Genomic DNA, 15,024 nt, shown 5'->3' on the forward strand with positions numbered 1-15,024 from the left:
CGGACAGGGCGTCACACGTCCAGCCGTGCCCCAGGCCGCCCGTCCTACAGGCCCCGCCCCCCGTCGATCACTGACGGGTCGGTCCCGCGAGTGGCGTCCGCGCTCGCGGCGCCCTCGCTGCCGGCCCAGAGCAGGGCCCGCGCGACGAGGGCGTACTGGCCCTTGGGGTGGGCGCGGAACAGTGGCTCGGAGCCGAAGAGCACCGCGCGCGCTCCTGATGCCGTGTCGCCGCTGACCACCAGCGCCTGGCCGACGGCCGCCTCCTGGCCGCCGTCGGTGCCGCCGGTCCAGTGCCCCGAGACGAGCGGATCAGCGGTGAGCCGCTGGTCGGCCCGCACGTCGGGGCCCAGCTGGGTGAACCAGAGGGGAGAGTAGACGAAGGTGTGCTCGGTGGCTGCCGAGGCCACGGGGCTCGCGGGGTCGGAGGCGACCCGCACCACGCCGTTGGCGTCGGCCCGGCCGGAGACGACGGTGACGTCGAGGAGGTTGAGCGCGTCGTTGATCTCCGCGCCCACGCTGCCGCGTCCGACGAACCCTCCGCCGGTCTCGACGAAGGATCGCAGCTCAGCCCGTGCCTCAGCCCCCAGCTCGCGCCAGGAGATCCCGCTGGAGACGTAGAGGGCGTCGAGGGCAGACAGGTCGAGCCCGGCGTTGAGGCTGCGGGTGGTGACCGGCTCCACGGTCAGCCCCATCTCGCCGAACGCCCACCTCTCCTCAGCGGTGCCAGCCACACCCACGACGCTCGCGGAAGGCGGCAGGGGCTCCCCGCCGGCGTCGACGGGCGCCTGCTCGAGGGTCACGCCGTGCACCTCGGTGGCATTGCCGGCGGCCCACGGGTAGCGGTACGGCACCAGCACGCTGCCGTCGGACAGCAGCTCGACGGGGACCCCCTGCCCGAGCAGGGTGGCCACGGCCTGGACGTCGGCGGGGTCGGCCATCGGCAGGACCCATCCGGTAGAGCTGTCCGCGAGGTCCCCCGTGGCGTCGGCGGCCTCGACGTCGGTGCCCACGACCCGCAGGGGGTACCGCTCCGGCACGGTCACCACGTCGGCGCCCCACAGCTGCCCCAGGCTCCAACCGGAGATGTCGTACATCGCCTCCACCCGGTCGGTCAGGTCGCCGCCCCGGCCGAGGATCGCGTTGGCGACCGCGCGCTTGGCCTGGTGCTGGTCGACCACATAGCTCCCCGCCGGGTAGCTGCGGCCGGCGATCGCGGTGTCGTGGTCCAGGCGGGTGACCTCGACATCGTTGGCGACCAGGTGGTTCACCAGGCGGGCGGCGGCGGGCGCCGAGCGCTGGGCCTCACCCGCGGGTATGACGTAGGCCCGGGGGAAGGTCGTGGTGTAGACGTCCTCGGGCCCGATGACCCCGAACAGTCCCTCCTCGACGGGCCGCTGACGCTCCCCGGCGGCGGCGCGACGGAAGATCTCGACGTGGTCGGCGAGCAGCTCGGTGCGGTGCTCGACGGCATACTCCATCGTGGCGGTGAGCGCGGCCAGGGCGATCTCGGTGTTGACGGACGCGCGCCTGCGCAGCTCTTCCTCGGGCAGCTCGTAGCTGGAGCCGTTGACGCGCAGGGGGAGCTCGACGGTGTGCGCGACCGCCCCGTGCAGTGCGGCATACTGCGGCACGAAGATCGGGGGCCAGCCGTCCCAGCCCTGCTCCCAGTCGCGCAGCGGGATCTGGACGGGGCGGACGCCGTCGGCGCCGCCCAGCTCGAGCGCGCCGATCGCCCGCTCGATCTCCAGGGCGAGGGGGTAGGAGTGGCGGACGAGCAGGTCGAACTCGTAGTTGTCGCCGTGCGGGGGCGTCGTGGGCTCCACGAGGGTGCCGTTGACGTAGCCGTGGAGGTCGACCAGCAGGGCGGGCTGGGTCCGGATCAGCGCCTCCCGCAGCGCCACGGTCTCCGGCTGCGTCGCGGTGATCAGGTCCCGGTTGAGGTCGAAGCCGTGGGCGTTGCGGCGGTCGCCCTCGACGCGGCCGTCGGGGTTGGCGGAGAGAAGCAGGTGGATCCGCGTGCTCCCCAGGAGCGCCTCGACCGCCGGATCCTCGGAGGTGGCGTAGTCCTCCACGAGCCGGAGGGCGGCGTCCGTGCCCTCCCACTCGTTGCCGTGGATGTTGGCGTTGACGAAGATCGGCACCTTGTAGCTGCGGGCCAGCCCCTGGTCCTTGGCTGCCTGGTCCGGCCGGTCGGTGATCCGCTCCCGCATCCGGTCCTGCTGACGGGCCTGGGCGGGACTCTCGGGGGCGGTGAGTGTCACCAGCAGCAGGTCGCGCCCCTGGGCGGAGCTGCCGATCGCCTCGACGCTGACCCGGTCGGAGGCACCCGCCAGGCCTTCGAGCCGTGGGCGCAGCTCGTCGTACGCAGCCAGCCCGAGGCGCAGGGATGCGTCCTGCTCGTCCGCCACCGGCTCGACCACGGGCTCTGGATGGGCAGCCACCCCGGTGCCGGAGGACGGTAGCGGTGCGAGCGTCACGGCGGCACCGAGCGCCGCCGCAGCGGCGACGGCTCGCATCGGGCGCCGAGCGCGCGTCATACCTGTCCTTCCGGGGAGTACCGGGGGATCCTATCGGTCACGGCCCCGGCGCGGAACGGCCTGTGGAGCAAGTATGCCGTGGGGTGCCGACAGACGGGTGCGGGAGAGGTGGCGGTCGTGGTCGCTGGGTAATTCCGCAGGTGGTGGGCGGGGTGCGGAATCTCTTCCCGGGCTCGCACGTTTATTCTGGAGAACAGTGACACCATCGGCCGACCGGCCGATGGTGCCGTACGACCTCGGAGGTTCCATGGCCGTCAACCCGGTCTTCAACCGTATCGACAAGGAGGCCGCCCAGGGTGGCTATGCCGGTTTCGGCCAGCAGCAGCCCGGCGCATACCCGCCGCCCCAGGGGGCCCCGCACATCCCGGCCCAGGGGGGATACCCCGGGCCTTCGGAGAGCTTGACCGACGAGCAGCTGCGCCAGATGTACGCGCAGGCGCCGGCCGGCCCCGCCGAGACGGGCCGGCTGACGTTGGACGACGTCGTGATGAAGTCGCTGATGCTCTTCGGTGTCGTCGTCGCCGTCGCGGCCGGCACCTGGTTCGTCGTCGGGGGACAGCCGGGCATCGCGATGCCGATCTGGCTGCTGGGCATGTTCGGCTCGCTCGCGCTGAGCTTCGCCATCGGCTTCAAGAAGGAGGTCAGCGTCCCGCTGATCCTCACCCACGCCGTGCTCCAGGGACTGTTCCTGGGTGCGGTCAGCGCCACCTTCGACATGATGTGGCCCGGCGTCGTGTCCACCGCCGTGATCGCCACGATGGCCACCTTCGCCGGCATGTTCATCGGCTGGAAGGCCGGCTTCATCCGGGTGACCAGCAAGTCGCGGCGGATCTTCGGCTTGGCCGCGATGGGCTACCTCGTCTTCCTGCTCGTCAACCTGGGTGCCTCCTTCCTGGGCTTCGGTGACGGCTGGGGTCTCTACGGTGGGCAGTTCGGCTGGGCGATCGCCCTGCTGGGCGTCGGCCTGGCTTCCTACAGCCTGGCCGTCGACTTCGACTCGGTCGACAAGGCGGTGCGCATGGGCGCCCCGGAGAAGTACTCCTGGCTGCTCGGCCACGGCCTGGTCGCCAGCCTGGTCTGGCTCTACATCGAGTTCCTGCGGCTCTTCTCGATCCTGCAGAGCGACTGACGCGACGGGACGGCCCGGTCTTGGAGCCGGTCGACACCGAGCTGGAGCGCGTGGTCCGGCGGTGGCAGCAGCTGCCGCTGGACCGCGCGCTCCTGGCGTTTCCGGGCGTGCGTGACCTGGTCCAGCTCCTCGCGGACGACACTGCCGGGGTGACGGGGAGGGGGATCGTCCCCGTGCCGGACCTGGGGCCGGCAGTGGTCATGGATCAGCTGCGGGTCATGGTCCATGACTGGCGACAAGCAGGACTGGACGAGGGCGTCCTGGAGGAGCGGCTCACCAGGCTGCGCCGGACGCTGCCATGAAGGATGCGGTGACACATCCGTCGCGCAGGCGACCGATGTGTCACCGCGTTCCCGCGGCAGCGACCGATGTGTCACCGCCGTCATCCGGCGGCGCGGGCGTCAGTGCGCGGCGGCCGACTGGTCGGCGTCGTCCTTCGCCCGGCGGGGGATGAGCGAGACCAGCCCGACCAGGACCAGTCCGACGATCAGGCCCAGCACGGCGGAGAAGAAGGTGTTGGTCAGCCAGGTCAGGAGCCCGGTCGCCACGCCCACGGCGCCGGCGACGGCCTCCTCAGCGTGGTGGACGAACTCGTAGACGGGATGGAAGCCGAGCTCGTCCATCCCCACCAGGAGGATGTGCCCGCCGACCCAGAGCATCGCGATCACGCCGACGATCGACAGCACCTTGAGCACGATCGGCATCCCTTTGACCAGGCCCCGACCTACCTTCTGCTGCCACTGTGGGTCCCGCTGGGCCAGGTGAAGTCCGACGTCGTCCATCTTCACGATGACCGCGACGACCCCGTAGATGAGCAGCGTGATGAGGATGGCGACGACCACGAGGATGATCGCCCGGTTGAGCAACCCCTCCGTGGCCACCTCGTTGAGGGCGATGACCATGATCTCGGCAGAGAGGATGAAGTCGGTGCGGATCGCCCCCGACACCATCTTCTTCTCCTCCTCCGGGCCCCGCTCCACCACGGGTTCTTCCTTGGCGGTGTCGTGGTGGCCGCCCACCCCCAGCCACTCCAGCACCTTGTGCGCGCCCTCGTAGGACAGGTAGCAACCGCCGAGCATGAGGATCGGGGTCAGCAGCCACGGCGCGAACTGGCTGAGGAGCAGCGCGGCCGGCACGATGAAGAGCAGCTTGTTGCGCAGCGACCCCACACCGATCTGCTTGATGATCGGCAGCTCCCGGCTGGGGGAGAACCCGGTGACATAGCGAGGGGTGACGGCAGCGTCGTCCACGACCACCCCGGCCGCCTTCATCCCGGCGCGGCCGGCAGCGGCGCTGATGTCGTCAACCGAAGCCGCCGCCACGCGGGCGATCGCGGCGATATCGTCGAGCAGGGCTGCCAGACCACCAGCCATGAGGACCTCCCGGTCAAAAGGCGATAAACCTGGATCAGGTTACTCGCCCCCGACCGGGAGGGCGCGTCAGCTCAGCGCCCCAGAACGCGCGTCAGCTCAACCGCTCCAGGATGATCGCCATCCCCTGGCCTCCACCGACGCACATGGTCTCCAGGCCGAACTGAGCGTCACGGGTCCGCATCGCGTTGATCATCGTGGTCGAGATGCGGGCTCCGGTGGAGCCGAAGGGGTGGCCGAGCGCGATCGCTCCACCGTGCACGTTGAGCCGGTCGTAGTCCATCCCCAACGCGTCGGCGGAGCCGAGCACCTGCACGGCGAAGGCCTCGTTGATCTCGTAGAGGTCCATGTCGCTGATCGACATACCGGCACGGGCCAACGCCCTGCGGGAGGCCTCGATCGGTCCCAGGCCCATGACCTCGGGGGACAGCGCCGAGACAGCCGTGGAGACCACCCGTGCCAGCGGCGTCAGGCCCAGCTCCTTCGCGCGGGTGTCGCTCATGACGACCAGCGCGGCGGCGCCGTCGTTGAGCGGGCAGCAGTTGCCGGCCGTCACCGTGCCGTCCTCGCGGAACACCGGCGCCAGCGTGGACACCTTCTCCAGCGTCACCCCGGCCCGAGGACCGTCGTCGGTGGTGACCACGGTGCCGTCGGCCAGCGTCACCGGCGCGATCTCCTTGGCGAAGATCCCCGAGGCGATGGCGGCCTCCGCCCGGTTCTGGCTGGTCACACCCCACTCGTCCTGACGCCCGCGGGAGATGCCCAGCGAGGTGGCGACGTTCTCCGCCGTCTGCCCCATCGCGATGTAGGCGTCCGGCAGCAGGCCCTGCTCGCGCGGGTCGCTCCAGGTCTCGTTGGAGGCCGCCGTCTGCGCGGTGCGCTCCTGCGCGTCCGTGAACGCCCGGTTGTGCCACTCGGCCTTGCCACCGCCGGCCCCGGAGAAGTCCGCGTAGCGGGACACGCACTCCACCCCGGCGCTGACGAAGACGTCGCCCTCACCGGCCTTGATGGCGTGGAAGGCCTGGCGGGTGGTCTGCACCGAGCTGGCGCAGAAGCGGTTGATGGTCGCGCCGGGGACCCCGTCCAGGCCGAGGAGCACCGAGACGATGCGGGCCATGTTGAAGCCCTGCTCGGCCCAGGGCTCCGCGCACCCGAGGTAGAGGTCGTCGATGGTGGTGGGATCCAGCTCCGGCACCTGGTCGAGGGCGGCCCGGATCACACCGGCCGCCAGGTCGTCCGGACGAACGTCCTTCAGCGAGCCCTTGAAGGCCCGGCCGATGGGGGTGCGGGCGGCGGCGACGATGACGGCTTCGGCCATGGGGTCCTCCTGGACAGGGTCACGCTGGCAGGCGTTCTGCACGGTATGCCGTGAGTCTAGGTTCTCCGCCTGGCACCGCTGACATCGGGCGAGAAGCGGGTAGGGGCCCGCGCGAGGGAACCGGCGCCGATCGAGAGAGGCCGCCGAGCGGGGGCGGACGGTCTCAGACGGTGCCGCGCGCGTGCTCGGCCAGCCGCGCCAGGCCCTCGTCGATGCTCACATGCGGCCGCCAGCCCAGGACCTCGTGGGTCGTGCGCTGGTCGAACCAGTGCGCGGTGGCCATCTGCTCGGCCAGGAAGCGGGTCATCGGCGGCTGGGTGATCGCGGGGACCCGCGGCACCCGCTCCGACAGGACGACCGCACCCTCCACGAGGGCACCCAGGCCCCACGCCAGCGGCAGCGGCACGCGCAGCCGCGGCGCGGGCGCACCGACCGCCCGGCAGATCCCCGCGACCAGCTCGCCGATCGGCCGCGGCTCGCCGTTGGTCACCACGAACGACCTCCCGCGGGCCCTGTCGATCCGCTCGAGCGCGGCCACGGCGGCGGCGGCGGCGTTGTCGACGTAGGTGGTGTCGACCAGCGCGGTGCCGCTACCGACCAGGGCCAGGCGGCCCTGCCGGGCGCGCTCGGCGATCCGGCCGACGAGCTGGGTGTCGCCGGGACCCCACACCAGGTGGGGACGCACGGCAGTGACCGCCAGCGGTCCGCTGCCGCCCTGGTCGGCCTCGAGGGCGAACAGCTCGGCCGCGGCCTTGGTGCGGGCGTAGCTGCCGCGGGCGCGCATCGGGGTGGCTTCCCCGGCGCCCTCGCCGGTCAGGGACTGGCCGGTGTGAGCCACGGAAGGTGAGGAGACCTGGACCAGCTGCCCGCCTCCCTGGGCGCGGAGGGCGGCGATGACGTTACGGGTGCCGCCGACGTTGGTCTGCACGAAGTCCATCCACGGCCCGACCACGTCGACCTTCGCCGCCAGGTGCACGACGGCGTCCTGGCCGGTCACTGCGCGGGAGACCGCCTCCGCGTCCCGGATGTCACCCAGCGACTCGCGGTGCCGACCACCAGCGGTGCGCCGCTGCATGACGGTGACGTCCCACCCACGGGTCTCGAGCAGGTCAGCGACTGCGCCGCCCAGCATCCCGCTGGCGCCGGTCACCAGCACCTTGCCGGGCGAGCCGGCAGGCACGCCCACGGCGGGGTCGACCAGACCGGAGGATCCGTCCATCACCGGCTCCTCGTCCTCGGCGCGGACCCGCGCAGGGCGCTACGGACGCGCTCGACCGGGCCCCGGCCGTGCAGGATCGCGTCGGCCCAGTGGGCGAGCGCTGACCGGTCCACCTTGCTGGCGTGGCGGACGTCCACCGGCAGCCAGTCCCGGACGAGCACCGCTGCCACCGGCACGGCAGCGGCAGCGCGCACGCGCTCGGCGAGGTCAGCGGGGGCGAGCGCCGCCGTGCCGGACTGCGCGCCTCGCACGCGCGCGGCCGGTCCGAGGCGATCCTGGGGCACGACGACGACCACGACCTGCTGGGCACCGGAGGGGCCGACGCCCACGACCGCCGCGTCGACGACACCCGGCACGCCGTCCCGCACCCGGTCCTCCACCGCATAGGGGGTCAGCGGCCCCTGCGGGGTGACCAGCAGGTGGGCCAGACGGCCTTCGACCCAGAGCCGCCCCTGGTCGTCCAGGTGGCCCACATCTCCGGTGCGGTGCCATCCCAGGGGGCGTTCGCTGCCGCGCTGCGCCACCCAGGCCCGGTCGTAGCGGTCCTTGACGTGCGCGGCGCGCACGACGATCTCCCCGAGCCTCCCGGGCTCGCGGACGAGCTGCTCGGCCGGGGTCCCGTCGTGGGCCAGCGGGGCCACCGCCACCTCCACCCCGGGCAGCGGTGTGCCCACGCAGACCCCGGCCTGCGCAGCCAGCGCCTCCGGGTCGACGAGGGTCGGGTCGTGCGAGGCGACGGGCAGCGCCTCGGTCATGCCGTAGGGCGTCTGGGTGCGCGCCGCAGGCAGCAGCTCCTTCACCTGGTGCAGCAGCTCGACCGGGACTGGGGCGCCTGCCGAGAGCACCAGGCGCGGGCCGCTCAGCACCGCCCGCTGCGCCGCGTCGAGCTCGCCGGCGGTAGCCACCACGTTGCGCAGCGCGGCCGGGGCCGCGAAGACCATGGTCGCGTCGACCGTCCCCACCGCCTCGGCGAGCGCGGCCGCGGTGAGGGTGTGCGGCGCAGTGACGTCCATGTCCGGTACGACGCTGGTCAGCCCCAGCGCGGGGCCGTAGAGCGCGAACGGCGCGAAGGCCGCGACGAAACGCTCCCCGGGGCCGAAGCCGAAGCCTTCACGCAGGAGGCCGACCTGGGCCCCCAGCCGGTCCCGCGTGTAGACGACCCCCTTGGGGGGACCGGTCGCCCCGGAGGTGAACAGCACGGCGCCGTCCTGGTCGCCGTCGATCGCCGACGGGTCGGGCAGTGTCACGCCTGTCGCGCGTGACACGCGCCCTTCCTCCGCGAGGGCCTGCACCTGGTCACCGTCGGGCTCGACGTGCAGCCGCTGTCCCGGGACGCGCGTCAGCCTCGTGAGGGCCAGGGCCGCGCGGATCCCGACGACGTGCCGCGGTCCGGCGCTGCGCAGGGCGGCGCCCAGCCTCCCCAGCCCCAGCCCGGCGTCGGCCACGACGACGACCGCGCCAAGGCGCCACACGGCATACACCAGGGTGGTCAGCTCGATCCCGGGCGGCACCAGCACCGCGACACGGTCACCGGCGGCGACACCGCGTGCGGCCAGGCCGCGCGCCACGTCGTCGACCCGCTCGGCGAGCTCGCCGAAGGTGATCCGGCGGGGAGCCCCCCCGGCCAGCTCGGCGACAGCCAGCTCGTGTGGGCGGGTGGTGTCCACCCGGACGGGCACCGGCGTCGCCGATGCGTGCTCGTGGCGAGGAGCGCGGGCCGGCGGCTGCCGCCGGTCCGTGGCGTTGTCCTGCAACCAGGCCCAGATGACCTCGACACCCTCGGGGCGGTCCTCGAGCACCAGGTGGGAGGCATCGGTGTGGCGCTGGACGTCGGCGTGCGGCATCCGCCGGAGCAGGTCCTCGAGGTAGCGCCGGCCGAAGACAGGGTCGCGCGTGCCCCAGACCATCAGCGCCGGCACGTCCTGCAGGTCCGCGCACCGGGCCGCCACGTCGTCCAGGACGCCCCGGCTCGGGTGGTCGGCCTCGAACGGGATGTCCTGCACGAACTCACCGACCGCGACCCGGCGCGCGGGCGAGGCGTAGGGGGAGGCGAAGGCCGACCGCACCGGGCGGGGCAGGGGTGGGACGCTCAGCGCGGTGGTGGCCCGGACGAAGACGGGGGTGCTGACGCAGACGCGCTCCAGCAGGGTGGACGTGCGCGCCAGCCGGATCAGCGAGGGAGGCGCGCTGTCCGCGGGCTGATGGACCGCGGTGTTGGTCAGCACGACCGCCGCGAGCCGGTCGGTATGCCGCTGGGCCCAGCCGAGGCTGATCGGCCCGCCCCAGTCGTGGGCCAGGGTGGAGACGGGGCCGGTGAGCTCCAAAGCGTCGGTGAGCCGGGCCAGGTCCTCGATCCGTTGCCCCAGGGTGCGCGGGGCCCCCGGCCGCTCCGACCAGCCCATCCCGAGCTGGTCGACCGCCACGACCCGCCACCCTGCTGGGGCCTGGGCGAGCACGCGGCGCCAGAGGTAGGACCAGGTGGGGTTGCCGTGGACGCACAGCAAGGTATGCCGCACCGCCTCGCCGCGCTCCTGCAGCTGGGGGCCGTTGTCCAGCACGTGCCAGCGGCGGGTCACCCCCTCCGCGTCGGGGGCCGTCACCACCCGCGACCAGGCAGGGTCGAGCCCGGGCAAGGGTCGGGGTGGCAGGCCGACCGGGTCCTGGGCCGCGCGGCGGGCGCGGGTGTGGATCTTCTGGTCGACGGGGGCGGGCAGCGCGTCGGCCACGGGGCTCACCTCACCAGTCGATCTCGACACAGGTCATGTTCAGGCCCGAGCCGATCCCCATCATCAGCACCCGGTCGCCCTCGTTCAGGGAGTCGACCTCCTTGGCCAGGGTGATCGCGACCGCGGCCGGGCCCACGTTGCCGTAGGTGGGGAAGGTCAGCGGGATCCGGGACGGGTCCAGGCCGAGGGCCTGGGCGGTGCGGGAGGTGTGCACCTTGGAGACCTGGTGGACGATGTAGCGGTCCATGTCGGACCAGTCGAAGTCGTCCGCGGCGTCCTGCCACAGCTCCTTGGCCAGGTCCATACCGGCCACGAGCAGCCCTTGGGCGTCGGTGCGCATCTCGGTGAAGTCACCGACGCACAGCTCGTGGTGCTGGGTCGCGGCCCGGGTGACCCCGCCGACGACCCGGTGGCCCTCGGGGTGCTCGCTGGCTCGGCCGAGCAGCATGGCCGCGGCCCCCGAGCCCAGGGTCAGGGTGGCGAACTGGCTGGTGATGTCGTCCGCGGTCGCGTCCGGGGAGGACAGGCGGGCCAGGGTGCGCTCCTGGGGGGTGCGCGAGCCCTCGCCGCAGACGATCAGCGCGTAGTCGATCTGGCCCCCGTCGATCATCGTCGCCGCCAGCTGCATCGCGTTGACGAAGCCGAGGCAGGCGTTGGTGATGTCGAAGTTGAGGCAGCTGGTCGGCAGGCCGAGGTTCTTGTGCACCGAGACGGCGATGGACGGCTCGAGGTGCTCGCGGCTCACCGAGGTGTTGACCAGCAGGCCCACCTTGGCCGGGTCGACCTGCGCCTGCTCCAGGGCCGCACGGGCGGCCTCGACCGCGCCGTCGACGAAGTTCTGGTCCTCCCGCCACCACCGGCGCTCCGTGATCCCGGCGAGCTTGGCGAGCATGCCGGGACGCAGCGCGTTCCGCGTGTAGGACTCACCGATGATCTCGTCGAACTCGTCCGAGGTCTTGACCACGGGAGCGTCGACGGCGGTGACGGAGAGCACCGCTGTGTCGTGGTGCCGGAAGGTGGCGTTGCCGTTCAAGTGTGGGGACCTCAACATGCTGGAGACGGGCAGGGAAGTGCGCGATAGCGTCTCATTCGACCACACGGATCCGGCCGGGGAAGAACCGGAGCGGTAGGGGATCTGCCGCGGACTGGCTCAGGATTCACCCAGGTTCGGCCCCTGGCCGGCTCTGGGTCCATGGCCGAATCGTCGGCCTGGATCGCACGGGGCGGGCGAGCCGGGAACAGGGTCCGTCCAGCGCCGTGTGCCACGATGAACCCGCACACGGCGGCCCGGTCCGCGGGCCATCTCGTGGGGAAAGGAGCAACTGACATGAGTGACATGAGCACGACGCGCAGGCGTCTGGGATCGCTCGTCACGGCGGGGGTGCTGACCCTCGGCCTGGCCGCCTGCAGCGGCGACGACGAACCGAGCCCCACCACCCCGGCCGGCACGGTCGAGGAGACCGGCACCGACGCGCAGACCGGCACCGAGGACGAGACGGCCACCACCGGCCCCGCCGAGGACACCGACGAGGACACCGCCGGGACGACGGAGACCGGTGCCGCCGAGGGCGAGACGGTCGAGATCGAGGAGTTCCTCGCGGTCCTGCAGTCGCCCGGCGAGGACGTCCTGTCCAGCTACACCCTGTCCATGGAGATGGAGGCGGAGGGTCAGCAGCTCACGATGGAGGGAGCGGTCGACCTGTCCGGCGGTGACACCCGGATGCAGATCATCATGGCGATGCCCGAGATGGGCACGGTGGAGATGATCTACGCCGACGGGGACGCCTACATGACCGTCCCGGGAGTCACTCCCGAGGGGATGTACCTCCTGGCTCCGGCCGACCTGCTCGGCGAGACCGCGGACCTGGACGAGGTCGACGTCTCGGCCCAGTGGGACGTCTGGGAGGAGGGCGCCCAGGAGGTCGTCTTCCTCGGCGAGGAGGACGTGGACGGCGAGCAGATGCGCCGCTACCAGGTCACCGTCGACGCGGAGGCTGCCCTGGCCGCCTCCGGCGACGACGCAGCGGCCACCAGCCTCGGGCTGGAGGACGAGATCGTCTACGACGTCTGGCTCGACGGCGAGGACCTCATGCGCAAGATGGTCTTCGACACCGCCGGGGAGACCCTGGAGATGCGGATGGATGACTGGGGTCAGGACCAGGACATCCAGGTCCCCGAGCCCGACCAGGTGATGGACATGGGCGAGCTCGGGACGGAGTCGGGAGGCTGACGCCAGGGATGGCCTAGCGCGGATCCCTCAGCGCGGCGGGAGCACCTCGGTCTGGGCCGGGGTGTTCTCGCCGCTCGTGAGCAGGCCGACCGGGCAGGTGTAGCCGTTCGGGCCGTGGTTGCAGTACCCGCCGGGGTTCTTCTGCAGGTACTGCTGGTGGTAGTCCTCCGCGTAGTAGAACCGGCCGGCCTCCTGCGCCGGGCGCAGCTCGGTCACCACGGGGCCGTGTCCGGCGTCGGCGAGAACCTGCTCGAAGGCGTCCCGGGTGGCCCGGGCGGCCTGCTCCTGCTCAGGCGTGGTCCAGAAGATCGCCGAGCGGTACTGGCTGCCGACGTCGTTGCCCTGGCGGTTCAGCGTGGTGGGGTCGTGGTTCTCCCAGAACGCCTTGAGCAGCTGCTCGGGGTCGGTCTGCTCCGGGTCGTAGGCCACCAGCACGGCCTCGGCGTGGCCGGTGGCTCCGGTGCAGACCTGCTCGTAGGTCGGGGACGGCATGGAGCCACCCTGGTAGCCGGCGGCCGTGGTGACCACGCCGGGCAGCTTCCAGAAGATGCGCTCGGCACCCCAGAAGCAGCCCATGGCGACGTAGAGCACCTCGGTGCCCTCGGGCCAGGGGCCACGCATGGGGGTGCCCAGCACCAGGTGGTTCCCGGGGTCGGGGACACCGTCTGCGACACCGTGCAGGGGCTCGGGGCGGCCGGGGGGCGTGATGAAACTGACCATCTGAGCATTCTCCCATGCGCACCTGGGAGGCTCCTGCCGCGACGAGCACGTCCAGGACACCGTGACCTCGATCCGTGACCTTGACCCGTGACTTTGACCCGCGACCCACACCCCGCTGCCGTCCGTGCCCAGCGGCTATGGCACCTTGCCTGCCATGCCTGCCATGCCCGCCATGCCTGCCATGCCTGCCATGCCCGCTACCACGCTCCTGGTCGACGTCGGGTCCACCTTCACCAAGGCCGCCCTCATCGATGACGAGGGATCGCTGCTGGCCAGGGCCTCCGTCCCCACCACGGTCGGCCCGGGTCGGGACGTGCTGCACGGCATCACGCAGGTGGCGGGAGATCTCGGCTCCGGCACGAGAGCGGAGGTGCCGGACCCGCTCGGGGGTGACCGGGACCGGGTGCTCGTCTGCTCCAGCGCCGGCGGAGGGTTGCGGCTCGCCGTCGTCGGGTACGAGCGGCAGGTCACGGCGGAGGCCGGGCACCGCGTGGGGCTGTCGGCCGGGGCCAAGGTCGTCCACGTGGCGTCCGGTCCGATGGGTGTCGCCGACGTGGCGTCCCTGCGGGCCGCCCGCCCCGACGTGGTCCTGCTCGTCGGCGGCACCGACGGAGGCAACTCCGAGGTCTTCCTGCACAACGCCCGGCGGCTGGCCCGCTCCCGGGTCGGCGCCCCGGTCGTGGTGGCGGGCAACGCCCGGGCGCAGGACGAGGCGGCCGCTCTCCTGGAGTCCACAGGACGCCGGTTCCTCCTCGCGCCCAACGTCCTGCCCCGCATCGGGGTGGTCGAGCCACTGGGTGCCCGCACGGCGATCCGGGAGGTCTTCCTCGAGCACGTGATCGGGGGCAAGGGGCTGTCCCGGGGGCCCCGTTTCGCCCAGCTGGTCCGCGCCGCGACCCCGGACGCGGTCCTGGGCGGCGTCGAGGTCCTCGCCGCGGTGGCCGGCCAGGACGTCATGGTGGTCGACGTCGGCGGCGCCACCACCGACGTCTACTCCGTGCTCGAGCCGCAGGGCGAGGACGCCGGGCTGCGCAAGCAGGTGGTGGCCCCGCTCTGGCACGCCCGGACCGTGGAAGGGGATCTGGGTATGCGGTGGGGTGCCCCCGGCGTGGTCGAGGCCGCCCGGGCCGAGGGGCTCCTGGGCGAGGACACGCCGACGCAGCAGCTCACCGCCTGGGCAGACCGCGTCCTGGCCGATCACGCGCACGTGCCCACCAACGGGACCGGACGAGAGCTCGACCTGCGGCTCGCCGCGCTGGCCGCGACGATCGCCGCTCGTCGGCACGGCCGGCCCGGGGGGCCGGGCGAGCCGCCCCGCCCGCTGGCCGACGTCGGCCTGCTGCTCGGCTCCGGCGGCGTGCTGCGGCACGCGTCCGCCCAGGATGCCCGCCAGGTGCTGGACCAGGTCGTCGCCGACCACGGGGGTGGGTGGCGCCCTCCGGCGCAGGCGAAGGTGGGGGTGGACGCGGCATACCTCCTGCTGGCGGCGGGCCTGCTGGCACCCCTGCGGCCCGACCTCGCCGCCGCCGTCGTGGCTCCGCTCATTGCACCCTGAACCACCGCGACGACAAGCCCTCGAGGACCCCTTGACGGACCTCGGCACACGGGCCCGAGCACACCCCGTGACCACCTGCGCAAAGACTCGGTATTCGACGGGCGGCGGGGTCGCGGGCTAGGATCGGGGCATCAGCACGGTCCGGGCCAACGTGGCCCGGACCTTGTCTTATCGGAGCCGCAGGGTGGTCCGGCACGTCCCGTGCCCGGGGTGCCGGCGG

11 protein-coding genes are annotated in these 15,024 nt (G+C 72.6%); 4 read left to right on the forward strand and 7 right to left on the reverse strand.

Going from position 1 to position 15,024, the window contains the following annotated elements; genetic code table 11:
* Positions 1-44: 44 nt before the first annotated feature.
* Complete coding sequence (locus tag ESZ52_RS03240) at positions 45-2,537, reverse strand: M14 family zinc carboxypeptidase (RefSeq protein WP_131103669.1); 2,493 nt, start codon at positions 2,535-2,537, stop codon at positions 45-47.
* A 247-nt stretch (positions 2,538-2,784) separates the two neighbouring features.
* Here ESZ52_RS03240 and ESZ52_RS03245 point away from each other — a divergent pair, with 247 nt between their 5' ends.
* Both ESZ52_RS03245 and ESZ52_RS03250 read left to right on the forward strand, forming a co-directional pair.
* Positions 2,785-3,666 (forward strand): Bax inhibitor-1/YccA family protein, encoded by an 882-nt coding sequence (locus ESZ52_RS03245; RefSeq protein ID WP_131103670.1) that lies wholly within the window; start codon positions 2,785-2,787, stop codon positions 3,664-3,666.
* Positions 3,667-3,686: 20 nt separating this feature from the next.
* A complete protein-coding gene (locus ESZ52_RS03250; RefSeq protein ID WP_131103671.1) occupies positions 3,687-3,968 on the forward strand; it encodes a hypothetical protein in 282 nt (93 codons plus the stop codon).
* A 99-nt stretch (positions 3,969-4,067) separates the two neighbouring features.
* Here ESZ52_RS03250 and ESZ52_RS03255 read toward each other — a convergent pair whose 3' ends face one another.
* From ESZ52_RS03255 to ESZ52_RS03275, 5 genes are all read right to left on the reverse strand, one after another.
* Positions 4,068-5,039 carry a DUF808 domain-containing protein gene (locus ESZ52_RS03255; RefSeq protein ID WP_131103672.1) on the reverse strand — a complete coding sequence of 324 codons (972 nt, stop codon included), beginning with the start codon at positions 5,037-5,039 and terminating at the stop codon, positions 4,068-4,070.
* A gap of 91 nt (positions 5,040-5,130) precedes the next feature.
* Positions 5,131-6,354, reverse strand: a complete 1,224-nt coding sequence (locus tag ESZ52_RS03260; protein WP_131103673.1) for an acetyl-CoA C-acetyltransferase — start codon at positions 6,352-6,354, stop codon at positions 5,131-5,133.
* A gap of 163 nt (positions 6,355-6,517) precedes the next feature.
* Positions 6,518-7,573, reverse strand: a complete 1,056-nt coding sequence (locus tag ESZ52_RS03265) for an NAD-dependent epimerase/dehydratase family protein (RefSeq protein ID WP_181009814.1) — start codon at positions 7,571-7,573, stop codon at positions 6,518-6,520.
* Positions 7,573-10,308 carry an alpha/beta fold hydrolase gene (locus ESZ52_RS03270; protein WP_238154336.1) on the reverse strand — a complete coding sequence of 912 codons (2,736 nt, stop codon included), beginning with the start codon at positions 10,306-10,308 and terminating at the stop codon, positions 7,573-7,575. Before ESZ52_RS03270 ends, ESZ52_RS03265 begins: the two co-directional genes overlap by 1 nt.
* A 1-nt stretch (position 10,309) precedes the next feature.
* A complete protein-coding gene (locus ESZ52_RS03275; protein ID WP_181009815.1) occupies positions 10,310-11,332 on the reverse strand; it encodes a 3-oxoacyl-ACP synthase III in 1,023 nt (340 codons plus the stop codon).
* Positions 11,333-11,626: 294 nt separating this feature from the next.
* Here ESZ52_RS03275 and ESZ52_RS03280 point away from each other — a divergent pair, with 294 nt between their 5' ends.
* Complete coding sequence (locus tag ESZ52_RS03280) at positions 11,627-12,529, forward strand: hypothetical protein (RefSeq protein WP_131103675.1); 903 nt, start codon at positions 11,627-11,629, stop codon at positions 12,527-12,529.
* 27 nt (positions 12,530-12,556) lie between these two features.
* Here the strand turns inward: ESZ52_RS03280 and msrA are convergent, their stop codons facing one another.
* Positions 12,557-13,249, reverse strand: a complete 693-nt coding sequence (gene msrA / locus ESZ52_RS03285; protein ID WP_131103676.1) for a peptide-methionine (S)-S-oxide reductase MsrA — start codon at positions 13,247-13,249, stop codon at positions 12,557-12,559.
* Between the two features lie 190 nt (positions 13,250-13,439).
* On the opposite strand from msrA, the gene ESZ52_RS03290 reads away from it, so the two are divergent.
* On the forward strand, positions 13,440-14,804 hold the full coding sequence (locus ESZ52_RS03290; protein WP_238154337.1) for a glutamate mutase L: 1,365 nt from the start codon (positions 13,440-13,442) through the stop codon (positions 14,802-14,804).
* Positions 14,805-15,024: the final 220 nt, after the last annotated feature.

The sequence above is a fragment of the Ornithinimicrobium sufpigmenti genome (assembly GCF_004322775.1).
Lineage (GTDB): Bacteria > Actinomycetota > Actinomycetes > Actinomycetales > Dermatophilaceae > Ornithinicoccus > Ornithinicoccus sufpigmenti.

What these genes read in the sequence shown, in the direction of transcription:
- ESZ52_RS03240 (WP_131103669.1), bottom strand. Translation starts at nt 2,537, where the DNA reads ATGACGCGCGCTCGGCGCCCGATGCGAGCCGTCGCCGCTGCGGCGGCG.
- ESZ52_RS03245 (WP_131103670.1), top strand. Translation starts at nt 2,785, where the DNA reads ATGGCCGTCAACCCGGTCTTCAACCGTATCGACAAGGAGGCCGCCCAG.
- ESZ52_RS03255 (WP_131103672.1), bottom strand. Translation starts at nt 5,039, where the DNA reads ATGGCTGGTGGTCTGGCAGCCCTGCTCGACGATATCGCCGCGATCGCC.
- ESZ52_RS03260 (WP_131103673.1), bottom strand. Translation starts at nt 6,354, where the DNA reads ATGGCCGAAGCCGTCATCGTCGCCGCCGCCCGCACCCCCATCGGCCGG.
- ESZ52_RS03265 (WP_181009814.1), bottom strand. Translation starts at nt 7,573, where the DNA reads ATGGACGGATCCTCCGGTCTGGTCGACCCCGCCGTGGGCGTGCCTGCC.
- ESZ52_RS03280 (WP_131103675.1), top strand. Translation starts at nt 11,627, where the DNA reads ATGAGTGACATGAGCACGACGCGCAGGCGTCTGGGATCGCTCGTCACG.
- msrA (WP_131103676.1), bottom strand. Translation starts at nt 13,249, where the DNA reads ATGGTCAGTTTCATCACGCCCCCCGGCCGCCCCGAGCCCCTGCACGGT.
- ESZ52_RS03290 (WP_238154337.1), top strand. Translation starts at nt 13,440, where the DNA reads ATGCCCGCTACCACGCTCCTGGTCGACGTCGGGTCCACCTTCACCAAG.